At 55.3% G+C, this 23,053-nt stretch carries 21 protein-coding genes; 11 read left to right on the top strand and 10 right to left on the bottom strand.

The features are described 5' to 3' along the window. The first annotated feature begins 1 nt into the window (after position 1). From NQU42_RS03450 to NQU42_RS03425, 6 genes are all read left to right on the top strand, one after another. Positions 2–1,285, top strand: coding sequence for a DHH family phosphoesterase (locus tag NQU42_RS03450; RefSeq protein ID WP_296609067.1), 1,284 nt, complete (start codon positions 2–4; stop codon positions 1,283–1,285). Next, entirely contained in the window at positions 1,282–1,500 is a 219-nt protein-coding gene (locus NQU42_RS03445) for a KEOPS complex subunit Pcc1 (RefSeq protein WP_296609065.1), read from the top strand. Before NQU42_RS03450 ends, NQU42_RS03445 begins: the two co-directional genes overlap by 4 nt. Position 1,501: 1 nt before the next feature. Next, positions 1,502–3,004 carry a serine--tRNA ligase gene (locus NQU42_RS03440; RefSeq protein WP_296609064.1) on the top strand — a complete coding sequence of 501 codons (1,503 nt, stop codon included), beginning with the start codon at positions 1,502–1,504 and terminating at the stop codon, positions 3,002–3,004. 124 nt (positions 3,005–3,128) lie between these two features. Next, on the top strand, positions 3,129–3,737 hold the full coding sequence (locus NQU42_RS03435) for a TIGR00296 family protein (RefSeq protein ID WP_296609061.1): 609 nt from the start codon (positions 3,129–3,131) through the stop codon (positions 3,735–3,737). 14 nt (positions 3,738–3,751) lie between these two features. Then, complete coding sequence (locus tag NQU42_RS03430; RefSeq protein ID WP_296609060.1) at positions 3,752–4,516, top strand: DUF1614 domain-containing protein; 765 nt, start codon at positions 3,752–3,754, stop codon at positions 4,514–4,516. Between the two features lie 233 nt (positions 4,517–4,749). Further along, a complete protein-coding gene (locus tag NQU42_RS03425) occupies positions 4,750–5,400 on the top strand; it encodes a DUF116 domain-containing protein (RefSeq protein WP_296609058.1) in 651 nt (216 codons plus the stop codon). Between the two features lie 136 nt (positions 5,401–5,536). On the opposite strand, the gene NQU42_RS03420 is transcribed toward NQU42_RS03425, so the two are convergent. The 3 genes from NQU42_RS03420 to NQU42_RS03410 form a co-directional block, all read right to left on the bottom strand. Continuing rightward, complete coding sequence (locus tag NQU42_RS03420) at positions 5,537–6,454, bottom strand: phosphoribosylaminoimidazolesuccinocarboxamide synthase (RefSeq protein ID WP_296609057.1); 918 nt, start codon at positions 6,452–6,454, stop codon at positions 5,537–5,539. Positions 6,455–6,655: 201 nt separating this feature from the next. Beyond that, the gene (locus NQU42_RS03415; RefSeq protein ID WP_296609055.1) at positions 6,656–8,254 is read right to left on the bottom strand and encodes a glutamate synthase-related protein; all 1,599 of its coding nucleotides are present in this window, start codon (positions 8,252–8,254) and stop codon (positions 6,656–6,658) included. A gap of 303 nt (positions 8,255–8,557) precedes the next feature. After that, entirely contained in the window at positions 8,558–8,839 is a 282-nt protein-coding gene (locus NQU42_RS03410; protein ID WP_296609053.1) for an RNA chaperone Hfq, read from the bottom strand. Positions 8,840–8,874: 35 nt separating this feature from the next. Here NQU42_RS03410 and NQU42_RS03405 point away from each other — a divergent pair, with 35 nt between their 5' ends. Next, positions 8,875–9,996 carry an ORC1-type DNA replication protein gene (locus NQU42_RS03405; RefSeq protein ID WP_296609086.1) on the top strand — a complete coding sequence of 374 codons (1,122 nt, stop codon included), beginning with the start codon at positions 8,875–8,877 and terminating at the stop codon, positions 9,994–9,996. 131 nt (positions 9,997–10,127) lie between these two features. Here the strand turns inward: NQU42_RS03405 and NQU42_RS03400 are convergent, their stop codons facing one another. The 4 genes from NQU42_RS03400 to tes form a co-directional block, all read right to left on the bottom strand. Then, positions 10,128–10,973 (bottom strand): methanogenesis marker 8 protein, encoded by an 846-nt coding sequence (locus NQU42_RS03400; RefSeq protein WP_296609051.1) that lies wholly within the window; start codon positions 10,971–10,973, stop codon positions 10,128–10,130. Continuing rightward, positions 10,970–11,668 carry an alanyl-tRNA editing protein AlaXM gene (gene alaXM, locus NQU42_RS03395; RefSeq protein WP_296609048.1) on the bottom strand — a complete coding sequence of 233 codons (699 nt, stop codon included), beginning with the start codon at positions 11,666–11,668 and terminating at the stop codon, positions 10,970–10,972. Before alaXM ends, NQU42_RS03400 begins: the two co-directional genes overlap by 4 nt. A gap of 135 nt (positions 11,669–11,803) precedes the next feature. After that, a complete protein-coding gene (locus tag NQU42_RS03390) occupies positions 11,804–12,739 on the bottom strand; it encodes an aldolase (RefSeq protein ID WP_296609046.1) in 936 nt (311 codons plus the stop codon). Between the two features lie 139 nt (positions 12,740–12,878). Continuing rightward, positions 12,879–14,402: a tetraether lipid synthase Tes gene (tes, locus tag NQU42_RS03385; RefSeq protein ID WP_296609043.1), complete on the bottom strand. Its 1,524-nt coding sequence runs from the start codon at positions 14,400–14,402 to the stop codon at positions 12,879–12,881. Between the two features lie 53 nt (positions 14,403–14,455). Between tes and NQU42_RS03380 the strand changes: the two genes are divergently transcribed. Next, positions 14,456–15,232, top strand: coding sequence for a helix-turn-helix domain-containing protein (locus NQU42_RS03380; RefSeq protein WP_296609042.1), 777 nt, complete (start codon positions 14,456–14,458; stop codon positions 15,230–15,232). Between the two features lie 308 nt (positions 15,233–15,540). Further along, entirely contained in the window at positions 15,541–16,704 is a 1,164-nt protein-coding gene (gene serB / locus NQU42_RS03375; RefSeq protein WP_296609040.1) for a phosphoserine phosphatase SerB, read from the top strand. An 84-nt stretch (positions 16,705–16,788) separates the two neighbouring features. On the opposite strand, the gene NQU42_RS03370 is transcribed toward serB, so the two are convergent. From NQU42_RS03370 to glmU, 3 genes are all read right to left on the bottom strand, one after another. Further along, positions 16,789–17,586 (bottom strand): metal ABC transporter substrate-binding protein, encoded by a 798-nt coding sequence (locus NQU42_RS03370; protein ID WP_296609038.1) that lies wholly within the window; start codon positions 17,584–17,586, stop codon positions 16,789–16,791. Positions 17,587–17,857: 271 nt separating this feature from the next. Next, positions 17,858–19,675, bottom strand: a complete 1,818-nt coding sequence (gene glmS, locus NQU42_RS03365) for a glutamine--fructose-6-phosphate transaminase (isomerizing) (RefSeq protein ID WP_296609036.1) — start codon at positions 19,673–19,675, stop codon at positions 17,858–17,860. Further along, positions 19,676–20,860, bottom strand: coding sequence for a bifunctional sugar-1-phosphate nucleotidylyltransferase/acetyltransferase (gene glmU, locus NQU42_RS03360; RefSeq protein WP_296609085.1), 1,185 nt, complete (start codon positions 20,858–20,860; stop codon positions 19,676–19,678). A gap of 85 nt (positions 20,861–20,945) precedes the next feature. Between glmU and NQU42_RS03355 the strand changes: the two genes are divergently transcribed. Next, the gene (locus NQU42_RS03355) at positions 20,946–22,067 is read left to right on the top strand and encodes a glycosyltransferase (protein WP_296609032.1); all 1,122 of its coding nucleotides are present in this window, start codon (positions 20,946–20,948) and stop codon (positions 22,065–22,067) included. A 6-nt stretch (positions 22,068–22,073) separates the two neighbouring features. Next, positions 22,074–23,045 carry a glycosyltransferase gene (locus tag NQU42_RS03350; protein ID WP_296609030.1) on the top strand — a complete coding sequence of 324 codons (972 nt, stop codon included), beginning with the start codon at positions 22,074–22,076 and terminating at the stop codon, positions 23,043–23,045. Positions 23,046–23,053: the final 8 nt, after the last annotated feature.

Below are 23,053 nucleotides of genomic sequence, written 5' to 3'. Positions count from 1 at the left end.
CATGAAGGCGTTCGAGAAAGCCGCGGAGTCAGTAGCCAGAGCCGTTCTCCAGTGCGAGAGGGTTGTCGTGGTCTCACACGACGACGCTGACGGCATATCCTCAGCGGGTCTGCTATGCAACGCTCTGGCTCGCGCCGGGATCCCGTTCCAGGCTAGACTGACGCAGCGTCTGAGTGCGGATACCATTGAGGGCCTGGAGCCGCCGATCGTATTCTGCGACATGGGCAGCGGCCAGCCTGAGGTGGTATCCGGAATAAATGGCGACGTCTTTGTGCTCGACCATCACAGGCCTGTCGGCTCTCTTGACTGCATCTCGCTTAACCCCCACAACTTCGGCATCGACGGGGCCTTTGAGATGAGCGCGTCAGGCGTCGTTTACTCTGTCGTGAGAAAGATGGGTGATAACAGGGACCTCGCAGGGCTTGCGCTTGTGGGCGCGATAGGCGACAGGCAGGCGATGATCGGCGCAAACAGGCTCATCCTGGAGGAGGGCCTGGCCGCGGGAGCTGTCGAGGTGCGCCCGGGGCTAAAGATGGCGGAGGACGGCGAGATCACAGAGGTCTTCACGCGCTCAATCGAGCCGCTGCTTGACTTCACCGGGGATCAGGAGAGGGTGAGGGCGTTCCTGAGAGAGGTCGGCGTTGATGGGAAGGTGGAGGATCTCAAAGGCGAATCGCTTACGAGGCTCTCAACAGCGCTGGTCCTCAAGCTTCTCATGCAGGGGAGTTTCGCTGCGGATTCGGTGATAGGGGAGACGATACGGCTGAAGAAAGAGGTGGTCGAGAACGCCTTCGAGCTCGTTCTCCTCCTGAACGCGTGCGGCCGTCTTGAGAGGCCTGGAGTCGGCCTGACGCTCTGTCTGAGGGACCGGTCTGCGCTCACTGAGGCCAGAAGGATCGCAGATGATTACAGAAAGGAGATTCTCACAGGCATCGATCTGCTCCGCAGGAACAATAAAGAGATGGAGAACATAAGGTACCTGATAGCAGAGAACCTCCACGGCGGCGGGGTCATAGCAGGTCTCGGCATAAGGTATCTCTATACTGATAAGCCTCTCATAGTTCTGAATAACAAAGACGGCACCGTCAGGGTCTCTGCAAGGGGCAACAGGCCGCTCATACGCAGGGGCCTGGACCTGTCAATAGCGCTGAGAGAGGCGGCGGAGAGCGTTGGCGGAAAGGGCGGCGGGCACAGCATAGCAAGCGGCGCCTCGATACCGCCCGGCACTGAGGAGCAGTTTCTCTTTAAGCTGAATGAGATCATCGGTGGCCAGCTGAAGCGATGATATCGGTAAAGCTCATCTTCTGGGGCAGTGATGTGCAGGAGATATCAAAGGCACTGGAGCCGGACAACCTTCCCAGCATGAAGGTCTCTGTGGAGGATGGTAAATTGGCCATAGAGCTCAGCGCTGAGAGGATAGGCACAGTGCTGTCCACGGTCGATGATCTGCTGATGAACATCAAGGTGGCTGAGGAGGCCATTGGCTCCTCGGAGGTTTGAGATGAGATTTCACTTAGAGGCGAGCCTGAGGCTCAGCGGCGATGCCGCAAAGGCCGAGGGCGATCTCGCTGAGTTCTTCGAAAATCAGGCTGCGGACCTCCTGAAGAAGGGCGCGCCTGAAGGCATGGGCGCGAGGGTTTCTGGCTGGAGGATCGCAGAGGACCGGCTGGAGATAACGATAGAGAGCGACAGGTATGTGAGGGCGCACGATGCCCTTCTGAGGCTCAGGAAACCGCTGGCTGATCTCCTCGGCAGAAAACACAGGCTGGGGATAAGGGGCATAGATGTCAGCAGGTTCGAGATACAGATCGAGTCCGATCGCCCGATAACACACAGGATTCCCTATGTCAGGGAGTCGAAGTACGAGGATGGACGCCTCACGCTTCTCCTGGGCGTCGAGGACCCGAAGCGCGGATGGACCTGGATGCTCGAGAACCGCATCCCAGACAGGATCGTCAACCTGCTTGAGGAGAAGCTCCAGAGCTACGGCGGAAAGGCCGAGCACTGGGAGCTGCTCTGGGAGAGCCCGCCGAGGGAGATCAAGTTCAACGGCGACCCCACACAGGAGATGTTGAAGCGTGGCTGGATAAAGCATGGATCTGCGAGAGGCCAGTGGATACACGGCCCGCAGTCGACACATCTATTCAGGACATTCGAGAAGATCGTGCTCGAGGAGATCCTTGAGCCGCTTGGATACAGGGAGATGATATTCCCAAAGCTCGACACATGGGATGTGTGGAAGAGGAGCGGGCATGCCCAGGGAGTTTACCCTGAGATCTACTACGTATGCCCGCCCAAGAGCAGGGACCCGGCGTTCTGGGAGGAGGTCATCGATTACTACAAGGTGACCCATGAGGTCCCGCTCGATCTGATAAAGGAGAAGATCGACTACCCGATCGGCGGGATGTGCTATGCTCAGTGCCCCACATTCTGGGTCTTCCTCCAGGGCGCAACGCTCCCGAACGATGAGCTCCCCATAAGGGTGTTCGACAGGTCCGGAACGAGCCACAGATACGAGTCCGGAGGCATTCATGGCATAGAGCGCGTAGACGAGTTCCACAGGATCGAGATCGTATGGCTCGGCACAAAAGAGCAGGTCATGGAGGAGGCGGAGCGGCTCAAGGAGAGGTACAGGCGCATCTTCGAGGAGATACTGGAGCTGCGCTGGCGCATGGCCTGGGTCACTCCCTGGTTCATGGCGCAGGAGGGGAAGACCGGGCTTGCCGAGATGGAGGGCGCCGGCACAATAGACTACGAGGCACTGCTCCCCTACAGCGGCAACTGGATCGAGTTCCAGAACCTATCTGTGAACGGGGAGAAGTATCCGAAGGGGTTCTCTGTGAAGGCGCAGAGCGGCGAGACTCTGTGGAGCGGCTGCAGTGGAGTTGGGCTGGAGAGGTGGACGAGCGTATTTCTCGGACAGAAAGGTCTGGACCCGGAGAACTGGCCCGATGAGTTCCGGAAGAGGTTCGGGGAGATGCCAAAGGGCTTCAGGTTCCTCTGACCTCTGCCATTATTTTATCTGCTCCTGCTACACCGCAATCTTGTGTGCCAGGAGGCATGCCTGCAGGCTTATTCCTGTCCACCTGCTCACAAGATTTTAATCCGATACGCGTCAATTTTTGTTTATGCTCACACTGGAGGAAGGAAGGAGGGCGGTCAGGCTGGCCAGGGAGGCGCTGACCGCTTACGTCAGCAGGAAAGAGATCATAAATCCGCACGATCTGCCCGGGGTCTTCAATGAGAAGCGAGGCGTTTTCGTGACCCTGGAGAAGAAGGGAGAGCTGCGTGGGTGTATAGGCTATCCCAGAGCGGTCCTCCCGCTCGGAAGGGCGATTGTGGATTCCGCGATAAATGCCGGCACTAGAGACCCCAGGTTTCCCCGAGTACATCGGGAGGAGCTCGATGATATAACGATAGAGGTGACTGTTCTCACAGAGCCAGAGGTGATCGATGGCGATAGAAAAACGCTGCCAGAGCGGATAGAGATCGGGAGGCACGGGCTGATCGTCACCAGTGGCATGTATTCCGGCCTGCTCCTGCCCCAGGTCGCGACGGAGTACGGCTTCGATTCGGTGGACTTTTTGTGTCAGACATGCCTCAAGGCCGGGCTTCCTGTTGATGCATGGCTCGATGATGATACGGTTGTAGAGTGCTTCGAGGCGCAGATCTTCTCTGAAACCAGCCCGAATGGTGATGTGATCGAGAAGAGGCTGCCAGCATGCGAGACGCGATGAGTGGTGGATGAGAGATGCTGGAGCTGATAATCCCCTTCTTCCTCCTCCTTGTAATTCTGCTTCTGGCCCTTCCGCTGATATTCATATACCTCTTCATACGCATCACAGAGGAGGCATTCGAGCAGATCGGATTCGGCCACTGGCATGCGAGCCTGATGGTATTCGGCTCGGTAATTGGAAGCATGATAGATATACCGCTGCACAGCGGTGTTATAACAACCTATCCGGCGTTCATGATCGATATGATGAACGCGATTCCTTCTGATATCCCGGTGAGCTTCCATCCGGTGCGTCTCCTGGTCAATGTCGGCGGATGCATCGTTCCGGTTCTCGTGAGCATCGATCTTCTCAGACGGCGGAGAGCGCCGGTCTCCACAGCACTCTTCGGAGCAGTGGTGGTGGCATTCATCACTTACATGATGGCAGAGCCGGTCCCGAATGTGGGCATAACTCTACCTGTATACGTCCCGCCGGTATCTGCTGCACTCGTATCAGTCGTCCTCTGCAGAGGATACAGAACCGCGCCAGCGATCGCGTACATCAGCGGCTCTATCGGCACCCTCCTCGGCGCGGATGTTATGAACCTGCTCACGCCAGGGGTCCTGCCCGCGCTTGCCCCTCCATCCGCATACCCCCGACCACTTGCACTCTCGATAGGCGGCGCCGGCATCTTCGACGGCATATTCCTGACCGGGGTGATGGCCGTCCTCCTCGCATCTCTGGTCGTGTGTCTGCTGGGAGGCGGAAGCTGCAGATCCAGGAGGGTCCCGATATCGTAGACTCAGAACAGCCGCTCCCGAGAGGCAGCCCGGGAGTCTCAGAACCCAGCGACACTGCAGGATCTGCTATTGCATTCTTATCCAATTTTAATACGACTTCATGGATAAAAGGGCGAAGCGATACCGCAAATACAGATTATGATGGAACGTTTGAAATAATGTGAGGCCGCAAGGGCTGTCTTTCGAATTCGTTCGAAGTAAGATTAATATCATCGATATCCAAGACTTGCCCGATGAATTACGTCGATCAGGTCTACCTGTTTGTCGGAAAAGCAGTGGTGCTTGCTGTTATAATCTCATTTCTCCTCTCGCTCATCATCGCGCTGCTCGTCGGCATCTCCTTCAAGACGGGAAGGTATTTCCTGGCCAGGCCGATGCTCATAGGCATAAGCCTTCTGGAGAGCTTCGTCAAGGCGATATTCTGGCTGGCCCGTGCAGACGATAAGATCGTGGACGACGTCGGGATATCTCTGATGAACTACATCAACAGAGGCAAGTTCTATGCCACGCCCGTAGAGGAGAGGTTCGTCTTCATGCCCCAGTGCCTGCGATCCATCGATTGCCCTGCAAAGCTCACGCCAGAAGGGATAATATGCGTGGGATGCGGCAGGTGCGGCATAGGGGAGGCGAAAAGGCTCGCCGAATCAAGAGGTTACAGGTTCTTTGTCGTTCCGGGATCGAGTTTTATAAAGCGCATCATTCAGAGGTACCATCCAAAGGGCATAGTCGGCGTGGGATGCGAGATGGAGATAAAGGAGGGGCTCATACTCTGCCACAGCCATGGAATACCGGCCATAGGCGTTTCTCTCACCACAGCAGGCTGCGTCGCGACAACCCTCAACTGGGAGAAGCTGTACGATGTGCTTCTCCAGAGGTCCAACTGAGAGACCACATGCATGACCTTTCAGGATACAGAAGTTCAATCCTGCATCTCCAATTTTGCGGCCGTGCAGGCATATTGCTGGCGCGTTCATCACCAGATGGCCTGGAGCGTTTCTTCAAAGAGATACAAAAGAGGGATCATGTGCCTGCTGGCACGAACCTCTCGCCCGTGATCCTCTCATAGAGCTGGATGTAAATCTCACTAGTCTTGCGCACGATCTCATCTGGCAGGGGCGGAATATCCGGCTCCGGCACCTTCGAGCCTCGAGCTTTGTACAGTAAATCCCTGTAGCCGATCTGCCTGTAGTACTTCCGCACATACTCCTTGCTCAGATCGACGTAATTGCCCTCCTCGTAAAGGGCTTTATCCCAGAACCTGTCCTCATCTGCTGTGCCGTATACATCCACCACCATGATCTCCCTGTTCTCATCGAAGGCGAACTCCTTCTTTCCATCCACATGTATGAGACCCCTGGGCTCCACGCATCTCCTGATATCCTCATCTATCCTGATTATCGTCTCCTCGATCTCCTCGAACTCCTCTGGGCTGAGCCTCGCCAGATCCAGCGCTTCGTCCCTGCTCAGAAGCCTGTCGGTCTTCTCAAGCTTCGTGGAGACCTCTATGTAGGGCTCTGGCAGCTGCTCTGCATAGGAGACCCTTCTCCCCCGCGGAAATCCAAGAGCCTCCGGCTCCATCTCTCCCGACTCGAGCCGGTCGAAGAGCGAGCCTGCAACATACCATCTGCATATGAACTCCAGCGGTATCAGATGTCCTTTCGTCTCACTGGTTATACGCTCCGGCGGCACTATGCTGACCTTCCTCACAATCATCCCGGCTGGCGGGAGGTATCTGATGAAATGGTTCCTTATTCCCATCCGCTCAGCGCGCTCGAACCAGAAGACGCCCTCTCTGCAGAGCGTCTCTCCCTTGTGGGGTATCTTTGTCGGTATGATCTTGTCGAAGACCGAGATGTTATCGGTGAACTGGAACTCCAGCTGTGAGCCGAGATCGTATGCCTCCTTCACCTTGCCCTTCATCAAAAGCTTGCGGTTCATTATACCTAGGTCAAACAGGGGTTTGATAATGCTTTTGCTGATAGATGAGTTTCAGAAGCGCAAAGAATCTGCTGTCGCTCGTATCCACTGACAATTTGCCTGCAACGGCATTGGTTCTGCCATGCGCTGCCGCGAATGAATGATTGGTCCCAGAAGCCAGACGTTGACAAGCAGAACGCAAAAAAGAACGCTGGGAGGTTCTCACTCTCCCATCCAGTCGAGGATCTCCAGGGCTTTATCCCTGTACGCATCCATGACATAGGGTATGCCAGAGATCCTGGCGGCATCCTCTGTGAGCGCCATGAGGTCCTTTCTCGATATCGAGGAGATGCTGAAGTTCCTCGAGCCTGCCATGAGCTGCTGCAGACCGGTCCTGAACTTCTGGCAGTAGGTGTAGATCGCGACAGCGCCAAGCGGTATGTTCTTGATATCCTCTCCGTACTTGGCCCTGAGCTCCTCATAGCTCACGAATATCTCCTCAGGCCGCTGCCCGTACTTCGCCACGGTCTTTGGCAGATCCCCTGTCTCAAGCCACTTCTGGATGTTCTTCCCGACCATGCCAGGGATCATCAGGGCCCTTCCCATGCAGACCGCCTTCACGTAAGGGCTGCCCATCGCAATCGCCTTGAACACACCGTCTTCTGTTGAGAATCCGCCTGCCATCGCTATATCAGGGACGCGCATGCCCCGCCTTGATAACCGCTCGCAGAACTCGTACGCAAGAGCCTCCAGATAGAACGTGGGTATTCCCCACTCGTTCATCATCGGCCATGGGCTCATTCCGGTGCCGCCCGGAGCTCCGTCTATTGTGATGAGATCCAGATGCGCCTCGGCGCCGAACCTTATGGCCATCGCGAGCTCAACCATGGAGTAAGCGCCGGTCTTGAGCGTGATCCGCTTGAAGCCGAGATCTCTGAGACGGTCGACCTCTCTGAGGAATCCCTCCTTTGTAACGAATCCCAGGCGCGAATGGCGCTCGAACTCCTTTATTCCGCCCTCCTTGAATGCTGCCTGGATCGCCGGATCCTCCGGATCTGGCTGCACAACATAACCTCTTCTCTTGAGCACAAGCGCCCTCTCCAGCGAAGGCACCCTTATCTCGCCGCCGATGCACTTCGCGCCCTGCCCCCACTTGAGCTCTATGGTCTCAAGGTTGTGTTTCGATGAGACGTACTCGGCAACGCCCAGGCGCGTGTCCTCCACATTCATCTGCACCAGGATCTCGCCATAGCCTTCGTGGAACCTCCTGTAAGTCTCTATCCTCCTGTCCATCTCAGGAGACCTTTTGACCTTGTTGTCGCTTCCAAGTACAAGCTCCGGATCGACGCCGCAGACGTTCTCTCCACAGACAAGAGTTATTCCGGATATGGCTGCGCCTATTGCGAAATGCTCCCAGTTCTTCCTGGCTATCTCGGTGGAGCCAAGAGCACCGGTGAATATCGGCACTCTCATCCTCACCTTCCTGGTCCAGCCGTACTCGGTCTCTGTATTGACATTCGGGAAGAGCGCGGTGTCCGGATCCGGCTCGACTCCCTCAGGGAGACCGTAAGCACCGACAGCGTAACCCTGTATGTTCAGATGCGAGTAATCCACAGGATAGTTCTTATCGGCTCCCGCAGTCACCTCCCCAAAAGGACCTGGATAGAGCACCTCTCTTCCTCTGAACGATGAGAGCCAGGTCTCACAGCCGCCTCTGCATCCATCCACGCACCTGCTGCATATGCCAGACATCGGGACGACATCCCGCGAGCGGTTGAACGTCCCTGTGGCCTCATTGGCATTCGGCCTTCTAAGGTTCATTCCAAGACACCCTCTTTACAACAGTTCCTGCAATTCGAACGCACGGCCCGATGAGAGCCGACAGGTTGCTTCCTTCCTTCGTCTATAAAAATGTTTCCAAAAGCTTGCTGTGTTGAATACTGTTTGAGAATCCGATAGCATAGGCTGGATTCATACGAATTGCAATCCTAGTAAAAATCGATAGCTCTCGACCTTAGAGCTCTTAATTATTCAACACAGCACTGCAAGTTCTCTGAAGCCCTGAGATTATAACCGCTAGCTCTGATCTTCAGCTGCATACCGTGGACGATGTTCCCAGGCATCTCAGTCTAGGATTCCCTTTGGAACCTCTATGCTGGCAATGGCGTGCTTGAAGAGCAGATATGTCCTGGGCCCTGCATCGAGCACTATCTCGTATGCGTTGAACGAGACAAGCTTGCCACTCAGCGGCCTGCCATCGTTCATCCTTACCATTACCTGCTGGCCCCTAAGCTTCGGCAGGAACTGCGGCATCTTTGTCTTTGCTTCCTCATGCTCCTGCGCTCCAGCCTGCGTGTCCGTCGTATATACTCCCTCCTTTGTAGAACTCTTTCGATGCACAGACATATATATAGTTGTTCTAGAATAGTGGATTGAAGCCGATGAAAGATGACATGCTTCTCTGGGATGAGACGCTCTTCAAGGACCCTGAGGTTTTTGAGCTGGATTATGTGCCGGAGCATTTCGATCACAGAGAGGCTCAGATGAAGAGCCTCAGGTTCTGCGTGCGGCCTGCCATTCGTGGAGCCAGGCCTGTGAACGCACTCTGCCTGGGCCCCCCCGGCACCGGCAAGACCACCGCGATAATAAAGCTGTTCGAGGAGATAGAGAAGCATACACGAAGCGTGATCACCGTCCATATAAACTGCCAGATAGACGGGACACGATACGGCATCTTCTCGAAGATATACAGAAAGGTCTTCGGCATCTCCCCTCCCGCCAGCGGCATCTCCTTTCAGCGCCTCTTCGATAAAATAGCAAAAGAGCTCTCATCCCGGGAGATCGTTCTGATCGTGGCTCTGGATGATGTCAGCTATCTCTTCTCTGAGAAAGAGATCGATCACATCCTTTATACCCTTCTCCGATCTCATGAGTCGCTGCCCGGATTCAGGGCAGGTGTGATAGCTGCACACAGCGAGCCATACATGAAATACATCCTTGATCCCAGGGTTGAGTCCGTCTTCAGACCGGAGGAGATACTGTTTCCACCGTACAGAAGAGATGAGATATTCGCGATACTCTCTCGGAGGGCACAGCTCGGACTTCATCAAGGTGTTTTATCTCAGGACGTTCTTGATCTTGTGGTGGATCTCACCGCAGAATCCGGCGATCTCAGGGTGGGAATAGACCTGCTCAAGCGCGCCGGAATGGAAGCAGAGAGAAGAGCATCCAGGAGCATATCAGAGGAGGATGTGAGAAAAGCGTTCAGAAGCTCCAGATTTCTGCATCTAGAGCACGCGATCAGATCTCTGAGCAGGGACGAGCGTACTCTGCTGAGGATCATCGCAGAGCAGCCCGAAGGCAAAGCGCAATCCGGGGAGCTGTACCGCATCTATCAGGAGTTCGCAGAGGCGGGCTACACGAAGTTTTACGAGACCCTGAAGAGGCTTGAGGCTCTGAAGCTTGTAGAAACAAGATTCACAGGCTCCGGGATGCGGGGTAGGAGCAGGATCATACGCCTGAGGTACGATCCTGCAGAGGTGATAGCCAGAGTTGAAGGGTGAAGTGGCCTTTTCCCCCCGAAGGGACTCACCCCGCTCTTCCCGCTTCGGCGAAGGCCTGACAAAGACGCATCCGATGCTCCAGGCTGGGGTGCAGGGCTCAGATGCACTGTGATCTGGGCCATGATCTCCTGTCAGATCAGGGGCCTGGGCTGCTTATGCTCCGGCAGTACCGGCAGGGGCATTGTGTTTATGAGTATGGGCTGCTCAACGTCCTTTGCGCGCTCCACAAGAAGCTCCTTGCCCCACTGGGTCAGGCCGAAGAGGGGCACCGCGGTTCCAACCTGCACGAGAGGTTTTACGAGATCCCGTATGTGCTTTGAGGCGCAGCCCGTCACTATATCAGCAGCGGAGAGAAGCCGTTCGGCATCATCCCTGGATATGCCAGTAAGATGTACCCCCACAATCAGTATCCTGCAGCCTGTCTCCTGCTCCAGCTTTCTCAGCTCGAATGCAGTTTCCGCATCTGCGACTGTGACAGCGAACCTCTTGTACCTCTGCGCAGCGATTCTCGCGCCCTCCACCTGATCGATCTTTGCATCCCTGGGAGAGAGCACTGTGCCGCCCTTCCGCTCGATGTATTCTATAACCTCCGGTATCGGCTCGGTCTCCAGAAGCCCAGAGATCCAGCCGCCCATACCCTGAACGAGCGAGGGCGAGTCGGATACCACTGTGCCTGCCCCATCACAAACCGTGACCGCTGCCTCGATGAGCCCCCTGGAGATGCCTGTCATCAGCGTCTCAGAGGCACCAAAGCTCACGAAAGTCTTCATCTCGAGTTTCCGCCTGGGCGTGAACATCCCGTGCTCTCTTATGCGGAACTCGGCATTCCTGGCAGCCGCCTCGGATGTTATCTTCTTTATCCCACGAACCTTGTCGAAAAGAGGGCACCACTCTATGAGCGGCTCTGTGGCCTCAACCACCTTCTCGTCCTTCACCTTGACCCTGCATCTCCCGAGAAGCTCCATTATGTGCATCATCCCACCAGCTCGAAGTACACCCTTCTGTTGCTCTTCCCCTTGTTCTCCGCCTTAACGAGCCTCATCTCCCCGATCTCTGAGGTGTTCCTGACATGTGTGCCACCGCATGCCTGGAGATCCACACCCTCGATCTCTATTACCCTCACGCTCTCCCGCTCCGGAACGTTCATGGCCAGCCTTACGAGATCCGGGATCCCCATCGCCTCATCTCTACTCAGAACCCTCACCCTCACTGGGTGGCCCTCTTTTATGAGATCGTTTGCCATTCCCACGTACGTCTCAATCATGCTTCTGTCAAATGCCTCGAGGCTGAAGTCAACCCTGGACCTGTCAATGTCGATCTGGTTTCCGGTTATCAGCGCTCCGGTCTCCCTGAATATCACCGCGCTCAGGATATGGCACGCTGTATGGCTCCGCATGATCCTGTACCTCCTCTCCCAATCTATTTCACCCCTGACCTCATCTCCAGGAGAGAGTCCATGAGCGCGATGGCATATGCCACGCTCGGACAGCTCCACGCTTTCAACTCTGAAGGCCTGATCGCCTCTGATCAGGATTCCCCAATCTGATGGCTGGCCGCCAGATCTCGGATAGAATGCAGTCCTGTCGAGGTACACTCCGGAGTCATCAACATCGGTGACGATTGCATCAAAGCTGCGCAGGTAGCTGTCATCCTGATAAAGAGCATTTGTCATGATAATGAGATGTCAGGAGGTTGGAGATATCGGTTTCCCTCTGGTGTGATTCTGTGAAGTTTATGCTGCGATCAACACTCAATCAAACAATGTCATGATCGGTATCGAGATGCAGAAAAAGAGACACAGGAACCTCTAAACGCCAATCGCATCTCTTATCATGGACTGGGTCTCCTCAGGCGTTCCTGTGGTGTTGACCTCCCATACAGATGAGCTCGAGAGCATCGCCCTGAAGAACCCGCTCCGGATCCTCCTCTTGAGATCCCCATCGACGAGCAGATGGGGGTTGAAGTAACCGTTTTTTTCGACTATCTGGAGGGCATCCTCTGGAGAGAGACGCGCGATCCGGTCGTCCGAATGATCCCGTTTGAGTATGAACACATGCCGTATCGTGGTGAGAGGGAGTATCCTGCCCTTACCTATGGCCCACCTGAGGTCGACCACACCCCTCCCCATGGAATCGAGCTCAGCCCTCTCCACAAGCCAGGAGAACTCCTTCCAGATGCTGGAGAGCTCAGATCTTATGTAGAAGTTCTTCTCGGATCCGTAGCCCAGTACGTCTCTGCCGTAGATCCTTCCGAAGAACCAGTCGTCCGATACCACCCGCACCCTGGGATCCCTGAGAAGGCCGTAGGTGTGAGTCGTCTTTCCTGTGCCGGAGCCTCCGATGATGCATATTCCCTTGCCATCTAGATCGAGGCATGCGCCATGCACCGAGTGGATACCGTGCTCATCCTCCAGGATGTCTCCAGCGAGCGATAAAGCAAGCGACTTTATCCATCCATAGTAATCGAAATTCACAAGAAATGCGGTCTTAGACTGGGGATCGTACATAACGCGGTTCTTCCCGCCTGGGTCATTCACAACATACATCCGCCCGTGAGAGCGGATGCTCTGGGACATGAAGTAGAAGCTCTCCTCCCACCTGCTCTTCACATCACGCATTGCTGTGAGAAGCTTTATGCAGCATCCGTATATCTCAGACTTCACCTCATACAGAACCTGATCCGCATACTCCTCGGCGAGCTCGATCTTTCTATCTGGAGAGATCAATTCCACAGAGTATCTCATATGCTATCCTCCTACATGTGTCCGGACGAATCCGCGAAGGTGCGAGTGTGTGGCATGCAGCTGCGCATAAGAGATCGGCCAGTTCGAATGGCAAAGTCGCTGTGCCGATCTGCATGCCGGATTTACGCAAATGAGGGGGTTACGTGACGGGAGGCACTTCCACACGCTGTGCAGGTGCGCATGTCTCCGCGATGGAGTAGCGGTCCTCCACCTCGCTCCTGTGGATCGTGTTGTATGTGCAGAACGGTATGATCCTGCCATCCGGAGTGGCGTAATGTATACCGCATCTGCTCACCCTTTCGAGATCGAGGTTGTAGAGATCCTGGAAGTGCATGGCGCCTATGAACAGATTCCTGGAGTGGAACTCCCGCAGGGAGTCGAACGTGCCTGTCCTCAGAACATTCATCAGGAGCTTTGTGATGTGCAGATCCTTCGGGGCTCTGCTCTCGTCTATAAACCCGAGGAGATCCTTCAGGAGTGCCCCCTGGATCCTGAGTTTCGATATCTTTGATCCGTTGTAATCCCGGAGGATATCCTTGAGCCTCTCCATCAGGCCCTCCACATCCACGAACCTGGTTATGGGTATCAGCCGGTCCTCCTCGCAGTAGACGTATGTTGCGGCACCGCAGCAGGGATGGACTGTGAAGATCAACGTAGGTCTCTCGGTGAGCACCTCCACAACCCTTGAGATCGGGGCTACGAACGGGACTGGATAGAAATCCTCCCTCGAGACCTGCCCATCAGTCTGCTCCTCGATCGAACGCAGGAGGTCTGGTATGGTGATTCTATTTGATCTTCGCTCCGCCTCCTCGACCCTCCCAGCAAAGGATATGGGCTGCATGTTGACCCCGCGGATGACATCCACATTCTGGCTCGCGAATCTGATGATGTCACCTAACTGGAAGTCGTTCACGCCCTTCGCCACCGTCGGGACGAGAACCACGCTTCTCAGTCCCCCTCTCCTGCAGGACTCTATCGCGCTGAGCTTCACGCCGAGGAGATCCCTCCCCCTCATTTTGATATACGGACCTGCATCCACTCCATCGAACTGGAGATAGACAGTGCTCAGTCCTGCCTCGCAGAGCCGTCGCGCCAGATGAGGATGGGACGCAAGCCTCAGGCCATTTGTGGCGATCTGTATCTGCGTGAATCCCATGCTCCTGGCGAGAGCCACTATCTCCGGGAGATCTTCACGTACAGTCGGCTCACCGCCTGAGAACTGCACAGCTTGGCATGGGACAGGCCGCTCCTCCCGCAGGATCTTCAGCATCCTCTCGATCTGCTCCATTGTGGGCTCGTAGACCCTTTTTGGGGATGCATCTGCAAAGCATATCGGGCATGCGAGGTTGCATCTAGTCGTAACATCTATGTTTGCGAGAAGCGTTGATGTTTTGTGGTTATCACACAGGCCACAGCTGAACGGGCAGTCTCCTTTTGTGATGAAGTTCTCTATGCCTCTGCCGGTCTCAGCGTATCTGACAAACCTCCTGTAAAGATCGGCATCCGACCAATAGACATCCTCGAACTCTCCATGCTCCGGACAGGACTTCCGAATCATGACCGTCTGCCCCTGCTGGAATATGCGCGCACTTAAAGTCCTGAGACACACCGGACAGACGGAAGCCACAACTCTGTCTATTGTATTTAATGTCATAACGACCATACTGTTACTTTACGGAAAGACATATAAAACCTTCTATCAGAGATACGTACAGGATGTCGGAGAAGAATGCCATCAAAGCTCTGCGCGACCTCGGGCTCACAGAGTACGAGGCAAGGGTTTACACAGCACTGACCAGGCTCAAGGCAGGGATAGCCTCTGAGATCCATCAGATATCGGGGATACCCAGGCCTGCAGTTTATGGCGCTCTGAAAAGGCTTGTGATGAGGGGCATAGTGGAAGTCCAACCCTCCAAGCCAATGCGTTACAGGGTGACGGATCCAGCGGCAGCGCTCGAGCGGCTGAAGAGCAGCTTCATGACCGATGCAGAGACTGCGCTGCGCGCGCTGGAGGAGGTGTACTCTGCTGAGGGCACCGAGCGCGAAGCAGAGATGGGGATCTGGGTGCATCAGGGAGCAGGCAGGGTGTACGAGAAAGTTATGGAGATGCTCTCAAGAGCGGAGAGGGATATACTCATAATCAATCCATCTCTGCTCAAGAGGATGGGGGATCTGTACAACATATTCCTGCATGTCGATGAAGGTATCAGAAGCATGCTGGGCCGTGGTGTATCGATCAGAGCTGTATGTCCCGCAGATACATCTGCCTGGGATATCCCGGGCGCAGAGCGCAGAATCTACCCGTGGAAGGAGAAGGGGATCTGCTTGATGATCCCTGACACCGGCGATGTGCTTCTGGTCGTCTCCGGAGAGAGGGGAAGCATGGCGATAACAGCAGGAGATGCCCTCTCCAGGATGTACAGGGATCTTGGAGAGGCACTGTGGAGAGCATCCGTGACAGCCAGTGAATCCAGCGGTCAGTGCGACTCATGAATCAGACCCCGGCTGTCTTCAAGTCTAAATACTAGAAACGCATCCATCAAGCCCAATGTCAGCCGTCTGCAGACTTCCTGTGTGCGCGCAGGAGCACAGGTCAGATCAGATTCCTCAGAGTCGCAGAAGCCATCTGAATGCCCGCTCTCAGGGGGTGCATGAAAGTGAGATCAAGGGCTGTCAGCATTTCAGCGTGCGCGATCTGCACAGCGGAGCTCGGATTCAGACAGCAGACCTACGTTTGAGCTGGCCGAAGGAGCATACCGATTATGAGCGTCGATGCTGAAGATCATTTTAAAGACCTGTGGGTGATATCGTTTGTGGGCAGGGACAGGCCGGGCCTCATACGTGATATACTCCAGCTCCCTGCAGAGCGGAACGTGAACATAGTGGACATGGATCAGAGGGTTCTCCAGGGTCTGTTCGTCATGTCTGTGGTTGCGGATTTCAGCAGAGCCGGAATCAACCCAAAAGAGCTTGAGATGGAGATGCATAGACGCTCAGAGACGCTGGGCGTGCAGTGCATGTTCCTGCCGCTGGAGAGATACCGGGGAATAAGAAGAAGCAGAAAGAACCTCTACGTGGTCACGATACTCGCAAGGGACAGGGTCGGCATAATAAGAGATGTTGCATCTGTCGCATCTGCCAAGGACATAAACATCGAGAGGGCTGCGGTGACAGCTCGCGGTGATCTGATATCGATAGAGTTCGTGATGGACTTCGGGGATGCGGATCCTGATGAGTGCAGGGAGTGGATAAGGTCAGAGTGCGAGCGTCTTGGACTCGATGTTGTGGTCCAGAGGCTGGATAAGGCGCGAAAGGAGAAGCGTCTGATCGTCTTCGACATGGATATGACGATTGTGGACTTCGAGATAATAAACAGGCTTGCAAGCTTCGCTGGCGTCGATGAGGAGGTGAGGATGATAACTGACAGGGCGATGAACGGCGAGATCGATTTTGAGGAGTCGCTCAGACGCCGTGTGAGGCTTCTGAAGGGCATGCCGGTCTCGGCACTGAAGGAGATAGCTGATCAGCTCACCCTTACTCCAGGGTCTGAGGAGCTCATACACCACCTGAAGCAGATGGGCTACAAGATAGCGCTCATAAGTGGCGGTTTTACATACTTCACAGATGTCCTGAAGGAGCGCCTGGGTTTCGACTACACATTCGCTAATGAGCTCGAGATACAGGACGGTCGTCTGACAGGAGAGATCAAGGGCGAGATCATCGATGCAGAAGCGAAGGGAGAGATTGTCAAGCGGCTCGCTGAGATGGAGGGGATAAGCCCGGACAACATCGTTGCAGTCGGAGATGGGGCGAACGACTGTATAATGATACAGAATGCAGGCCTGGGAGTGGCATTCAATGCGAAGGATGTGCTGAAGAAGGTCTCCGACGGGTCGATATCCAGAGAGAACCTGCTGGGGCTGCTGAACCTGCTGGGGCTGGCTGACAGGAGAAGCCTGCTCTGAACGGCTGGCCGTGTTACGGGCTCTGCGGGGTATACCGTCGATCGGCCTGGATAAAAAAGTCTGGGAGCTCCAAAGGAGTGGGCATCAAGCGGCTGCGCTGACCGCTGCAAGCAGCGCCTCGCCGTTGTGGAGGATCATCTTATCGAGCGTCTCTGTTCCCTCGACCGCTCCAGGGAAGTTGGTGAGGATCACATGGGTGGCGTTTATCTCGCTGGCGATCTGCTCGCCAACCCTGACACCGCTCTGGAGGTTGTCCACGACTACGGTGACGTTGTTCTCTCTGCCCACTTTTATCAGATCGTCCACATCCTTCAGCGAGAGCTTCTCCTCTGAGGCATAAGTCTTCACTATATCAAATCCCATCCATGAGACGAAGCCTGACTGCCATTCCATGCACAGTACCTTCACGTTCTTCGTATCAGCTGCCCTCGCCCTCTCGCTCAGCACTTCGGATACATTCTGGAAGCGCTCGACCAGTATGGTTGCTCTCTGATCATACTCCTCTGCATGCTCCGGATCGGCCTCTTTGAGGGCAGCCGCGATCTGCATCGTCTTGTTTATCGCCATCTGAGGCGTGTTCCAGGGACCAGAGAGGACTATCACCTTCTGATCAGGCCGTGTGATGTTCTTCAGCCACCCCTCCATCCCGTGCTGGACTATTATGCTCGCCTCATTCAGGGCGGCAACCTGCGATGGCTTAAGATCCCAGTGGTCAGGGCATACGCCGGAGGAGACTATGTAGGTGACATCGACGTTATCCCCGCCCACGCCCTTTATGAGATCCTCAAGGGTGGAGGTCGTGGCCACTATCTTGATCGGCTCAGCATATGCTGAGTGAACAGCAATCAGCGATAAAATCAAGAGCAATATCGCTTTCTTCATACTAATCACAAAACGGTGATTAATAAGTTCTATATTTAAGGATTATGGTAATAAAAATGATCCTGTACCTGAACATATCCACGAACACATTGCGAATCGATCTGCTAGAACATGCCGATCATGAGCCCATCGTGCGGACGTACGAGACATCAAGTGGTTAAGTTAGGCTGAAAAGACCGCCAAAGCCGTATTGCCGGAGGTTCGAGTGCATGCCCCTCCTTGTAACCTCAGCGGGAGGTCCTCCAGCTCTGGATCGGTTGATCCTGATGTTTTACTCCACCGTGACGCTCTTCGCCAGGTTTCTGGGCTTGTCGATCTCCCTTCCCAGGATCTGTGCGGTGTAATATGCGAGTAGCTGAACCCCCACAGTGCAGAGGACCGCGGAGAATACCGGCAGCGTCCTCGGCAGCTCAACGACCGTGTCGGTGATCTCAGCTGCCTCCCTGTCCCCCTCCGCGGCGAAAGCTATCACCTCCCCGCCGCGAGCCCTGACCTCCTTCATGTTGGAGTATATCTTATCTCCACAGGTCGCGAATGCAACGACAGGGGTGCCTTCGGTGATCAGCGCGAGAGGGCCATGCTTCAGCTCGCCTGCCGGATATCCCTCTGCTGGTATGTACGCGATCTCCTTCATCTTCAGGGCGCCCTCAAGAGCTATCGGGTAGAGGATATCCCTGCCTATGAAGAAGTATATGTCCGCGCCAGCGAACCTCTGGGCTATCTCCCTTATCTGATCCCGTCTCTCCAGAACTGTCTGGATGTGTCCTGGCAGGCGCGAGAGCTCTCCGAGCAGCCTTCTTCCCTGCTCAGGGAGCAGATGGTTCCTGGCCCTGCCGAGCCTGATCCCCAGGAGGAACAACGCCACGAGCTGCCCGACAAACGTCTTCGTGGCCGCGACCCCTATCTCAGGACCGCATCTCGTGTATATCGTGGCATCTACGATCTCTGTTATCGAGCTCCCGACAACGTTTGTTATCGCGAGGCTCTTGACTCCACATGTCTTCGCCTTCTTCAGCGCCATGAGCGTGTCCGCCGTCTCTCCTGACTGCGATATCGCCACCAGTAGAGTCCCAGGGCGGAGCTGCATGTGCTGGAACTCGGAAGCGACCTCAACATCTACAGGCACGCCGGCTGTGCGGGGGAAGAAGTAGCGTGCCAGAAGGCCAGCGTGGTATGATGTGCCGCATGCCAGTATCGATACCCTCTGCAGGGTCTGTATCTCCCACTGGTTAAGTCCAATGTCAAGCCTGACGTCGCCCTCCATCTCCGAGACCCTGCCGGCAAGCGTCTCCTGAACCGCCCTCGGCTGCTCGTGGATCTCCTTGAGCATGAAGTGCGGATAGCCGCCGCGCTCCGCTGCGTCTGCATCCCATGTGATGCGCTCAATTGCTGGCTCGCGCACCGCTCCCGAGATATCCATTATCTCGATCTTATCCTTGTGAACTACCGCGATCTCCCCATCACGGAGCCTTATGACGTCGCGCGTGTACGGCAGGAGCGCAGGGACATCAGAGGCGATGTAATTCGAGGATCTTCCTATACCAATCACCAGCGGGCTGTCCTTCCTCGCGCATACGAGGTACGGAAGACCTGACGCCATGGCGACTATTGCATAGGATCCCCTGACATCCTTCAGAGCCCTCGAGACCGATGCTGCGAGCTCTCCGTTCGTCTCCCCATTGTAGTAGTAATTGATGAGATGCGCCAGAACCTCGCTGTCTGTCTCAGATGTGAAGACATACCCTTTATCCCTCAGCTGCTCCCTGAGCTCGAGATAGTTCTCGATTATACCGTTGTGCACAACCGCTACGCTTCCAGAGGTGTGTGGATGCGCATTCTCATCGCTGGGTCGCCCATGTGTGGCCCATCTTGTATGGCCGATGCCCATTGATCCCCCCGGCTCCCCCATAGATCTGTAGGCGATCTCGAGATCTGATATCCTGCCAGCAGCCTTCAAAACCTTCATGCTGCCGTTTGATGATACGGCAATACCCGCGGAGTCGTAGCCCCTGTACTCGAGCCTCCTGAGCGTATCGAAGAGTATGGGGCCTGCCTTCTCAGTGCCTATGTAGGCCACAATTCCGCACATCTAAACCACCCGACTCCCACGCTCCACGCTGCCGCGGATCGTGACACCAGACCCGAGTTTGGCGGCGGACCCCACGACGCTGCACGGCATCATCAAAACTCTGCTTCCCGTCACAACAGAATCGCCGATCACTGCTCCAAACTCAGCTCTGTAGAACTCGCCCTCGACCTCTGCAAGCGACCTGCCTGATTCAATCAAACACATATCTCCAAGCCAGCAGTCCTCTCCGATGACAGAGTCTGATATCACCGACATCGATCCTGTCCTTGACCCTCTCATCAGGATGCTGTTCCTGATCTCTGTGAAGGATCCAACGCGCACTGAGTCCCCAATGGTCGTCGATGGGAGGATCGTGACGTTCGGGCCTATGTCGCATCCCTCTCCTATGAGCACAGGCCCTATTATGTACGAGCCGGATCTGATCAGACTGCCCTTTCCGAGCGAGACCGGTCCTCTGATGACCGCGCCATCCTCGATCTCACCATAAATCTCTGTCTTCATCAAACCGGCTGCAATGCTGTTCGCAGCGAGCAGATCCCAGGCGAACACAGCATCGCCCCAGATGCCCTTTGTTACGACCGCCCTGATCTTCACCCCCTTCTCCATCATCTGGCTCAGCGTCTGGGTGATCTCGTAGCCCCCACGCTCGGATATGGGCGTCTTCGGTATCTCCTCGAAGATCTCGGGCATCATCTTGTACGCGCCAGTGTTCACGATGCCCGCGCAGGCCCTGCCGGGCTTCTCGTAGATCTGCTTCACTGTATCTCCATCAACCACGAGAACCCCGTAATCCCCAGCATGCTCCCTGAGCGCGCCGAGGATTACGTAATCGCCCTCTGCATTAAGAAGATCCCTGACCGCTCTGCTGTCCAGGATGTTGTCTCCATTCACAACCAGAAACTGATCATCGATGTGCTCCTTGGCCCTGCGGAGCGCGTGTGCTGTGCCCAGACGCTCCTCCTGGAAGACGTAGGTTATGCGGGCGCCGAACTTCAAGCCATCTTCAAAGTAATCCATCACCCGCTCCTTCTGATAGCCCACGACCGCCACGATATCCTCAATCCCGTTGTCCACAAGGGCTCGGACGACATGCTCCATGAAAGGCATATTTGCCAAAGGGAGCATGACCTTGGGCCTCGTCTGGGTCAGGGGCCTGCACCTGTGCCCCTCTCCGGCAGCAAGTATGACAGCCTTCAGATTCTCACGCCCTTAACAGAGACCAGATATGCAGCTAGTTTATATATTTTGGTGATTCTCACTCAGATCGCCGATGAAGATACTGGTCATACCGACAACCGACTGGATAAGACACCCGTTTCCGAACAGGCTGAACTTCATATTCGATATCATAGCGGAGAGGCATGATGTGCGCGTCCTGCACTTTGAGCTCTCGAAGTTCAGAGACAACAGCCCGAGATGGACGAGATGTGCCCTTGTGAGGGCGGGATCCTCCAGGGCCGAGGATCCGTCTGTCTACTACATCACAAGCGCTCTCTCCCATCTCCGCGTGATCCGCGATGCTGCCAGGGACTCTGACGTCATCCTCTCAGCGAACATCCTCCCGTCCTTCATGGCAAACCTGACAAAAACGCCGGTGGTCTTCGACTACCTCGATCATCTGGAGGAATCTGCCTCGATATACTACCCTGGGTCGATATTCGGGAGGGCTGTCAAACTCGGGGTCAGGGCCATAACCAGATACAACCTCAGGCACGCCAGGACGGTGATAACCGTGACTCAGGAGCTCAAGGAGTATCTCAGGGGCATCGGCGTTCGTGAGATAGAGGTGATACCGAACGGCGTCGACACAGGCCTTCTCAGGCCGATGGATATCGATGAGGCCAAGGGTGCCCTTGGACTGACTGGGAATGTGATCGGCTATGTTGGATCGCTGGAGTACTGGGTCGATCTGGAGACCGTGGTCAGCGCTCTTCCTGAGCTCGATGTCACCCTTCTTGTTGTAGGCCCAAGCCTCTTCACAGACTATGGCGAGCGCATAAAGGGTATGGCTGAGAGGCTCGGAGTTGGCGACAGGGTCGTATTCACTGGAAGTGTGCCGTACTCCGAGCTCAGCAGGTACATCTCAGCCATGGATATAGGTCTGAATCCGCTGAGGAAGATGAAGAAGAACGAGTATGCTGCAGGCGGCAAGATCTTCAACTACCTCTCATGTGGCAGGCCTGTTCTTACAACCAGAATGGTCTCGCTCGAGAGGCTTCTTGGAGACAGCCTGTACTACTACGACGACAGGGAGAGCTTCATATCTCAGGTTAAACGTATCCTGGAGAGATCACATGATCAGAGAAAGTACAGGGCGATCGCCGAGAGGTATGACTGGCGCGCTATTGCAGCGAGGTACGAGGGCGTTCTGGAGAGGGCTGCGGGGGGATGAGGCCAGATGAAGGTCCTGCTTCTGGCGAACCAGCCGGAGAAGACGACGAGGCTCAGGCTCTTCGAGGCGACGCTGAAAGAGCTGGGGTACGAAACGATCGTGCCTAGGTTTGATACAGTCAACTGGATCTCGATAGCCAGGAAGGCCAGAGAGACCATTTTGAGAGAGAGGCCTGATGTCGTTCATCTCTTCAACGTTCCTGATGTGATATACCACTGGCTTCCTGGATTGAGGGGATCGGGATACAAACGCCTGATATACGATTACAGATCCCCGTGGGGTGTGGAGACGCAGCTACGCTTCGGTTCCATCGCAAAGAGCGCATGCGAGCATTTCGAGCGGCAGCTGGCGGAGGCCGCGGATATGATAACCACAGTGAACACCCCGTTGAGGGAGAAGGCCAGGGCCTATGCACCTGATAAAGATGTTCATGTGATACCGAATTACCCGAGGAGGAGCTTCGCAGAGCTTGGCGCTGAATCAGCAACCTCAAATGCTGTGATATTCGTTGGCAGGGTCTGTGAGCAGGAGGGGATCGATTCTCTTTTAAGAGTCGCAGGGGATCTCCCGGATCAGGAGTTCTGGATCGTTGGTGGGGGGCCGTTCGCATGGTGGTATCTCAGAAGAGCGAAGAAGAATGTGAGGGCGTTCGGCTGGCAGCCACATGAGAGGGTCGCGGCTCTTGTTAGCAGTGCCAGGATCTGCATAATACCGAGAACGGAGAACGCGCTCACCCCCTACTCCACCGATAAGAGCATATGGAAGCTGAACGAGTACCTGAATCTCGGCAAGCAGGTTGTCGCATCCGGAATCACCCTGGAGGAGAGGAGGAAGAACCTGTGGGTCGTGAGGAGCACTGATCTGAGAAGAGCCGTGGAGGAGAGCATGGAGATAGAGCCGGAGCCGATGAAGGAGGGTGACTACAGGTTCTGGGAGGAGAATGTGGAGAGGGTGAAAGAGGTGTATGAGAGCGTCTAGGTTTATGA

It is taken from the genome of Methanothrix sp. (genome assembly GCF_024518575.1).
Taxonomy (GTDB): Archaea; Halobacteriota; Methanosarcinia; order Methanotrichales; family Methanotrichaceae; genus Methanothrix_B.
Note: the sequence above shows the minus strand (reverse complement) of the source record. Positions and strands in the feature narration are given on the sequence as shown.

Bases quoted from the DNA above. Each gene is read 5' to 3' on its own strand.
- tes (WP_296609043.1), bottom strand. From the start codon at position 14,402: ATGGTCGTTATGACATTAAATACAATAGACAGAGTTGTGGCTTCCGTC.
- NQU42_RS03420 (WP_296609057.1), bottom strand. From the start codon at position 6,454: ATGAACCGCAAGCTTTTGATGAAGGGCAAGGTGAAGGAGGCATACGAT.
- NQU42_RS03350 (WP_296609030.1), top strand. From the start codon at position 22,074: ATGAAGGTCCTGCTTCTGGCGAACCAGCCGGAGAAGACGACGAGGCTC.
- NQU42_RS03400 (WP_296609051.1), bottom strand. From the start codon at position 10,973: ATGATGCACATAATGGAGCTTCTCGGGAGATGCAGGGTCAAGGTGAAG.
- glmS (WP_296609036.1), bottom strand. From the start codon at position 19,675: ATGTGCGGAATTGTGGCCTACATAGGCACTGAGAAGGCAGGCCCCATA.
- NQU42_RS03450 (WP_296609067.1), top strand. From the start codon at position 2: ATGAAGGCGTTCGAGAAAGCCGCGGAGTCAGTAGCCAGAGCCGTTCTC.
- alaXM (WP_296609048.1), bottom strand. From the start codon at position 11,668: ATGACAAATGCTCTTTATCAGGATGACAGCTACCTGCGCAGCTTTGAT.
- NQU42_RS03390 (WP_296609046.1), bottom strand. From the start codon at position 12,739: ATGAGATACTCTGTGGAATTGATCTCTCCAGATAGAAAGATCGAGCTC.
- NQU42_RS03445 (WP_296609065.1), top strand. From the start codon at position 1,282: ATGATATCGGTAAAGCTCATCTTCTGGGGCAGTGATGTGCAGGAGATA.
- NQU42_RS03435 (WP_296609061.1), top strand. From the start codon at position 3,129: ATGCTCACACTGGAGGAAGGAAGGAGGGCGGTCAGGCTGGCCAGGGAG.
- NQU42_RS03405 (WP_296609086.1), top strand. From the start codon at position 8,875: ATGAAAGATGACATGCTTCTCTGGGATGAGACGCTCTTCAAGGACCCT.
- NQU42_RS03440 (WP_296609064.1), top strand. From the start codon at position 1,502: ATGAGATTTCACTTAGAGGCGAGCCTGAGGCTCAGCGGCGATGCCGCA.
- NQU42_RS03355 (WP_296609032.1), top strand. From the start codon at position 20,946: ATGAAGATACTGGTCATACCGACAACCGACTGGATAAGACACCCGTTT.
- NQU42_RS03415 (WP_296609055.1), bottom strand. From the start codon at position 8,254: ATGAACCTTAGAAGGCCGAATGCCAATGAGGCCACAGGGACGTTCAAC.
- NQU42_RS03410 (WP_296609053.1), bottom strand. From the start codon at position 8,839: ATGTCTGTGCATCGAAAGAGTTCTACAAAGGAGGGAGTATATACGACG.
- NQU42_RS03425 (WP_296609058.1), top strand. From the start codon at position 4,750: ATGAATTACGTCGATCAGGTCTACCTGTTTGTCGGAAAAGCAGTGGTG.
- NQU42_RS03380 (WP_296609042.1), top strand. From the start codon at position 14,456: ATGTCGGAGAAGAATGCCATCAAAGCTCTGCGCGACCTCGGGCTCACA.
- NQU42_RS03430 (WP_296609060.1), top strand. From the start codon at position 3,752: ATGCTGGAGCTGATAATCCCCTTCTTCCTCCTCCTTGTAATTCTGCTT.
- NQU42_RS03370 (WP_296609038.1), bottom strand. From the start codon at position 17,586: ATGAAGAAAGCGATATTGCTCTTGATTTTATCGCTGATTGCTGTTCAC.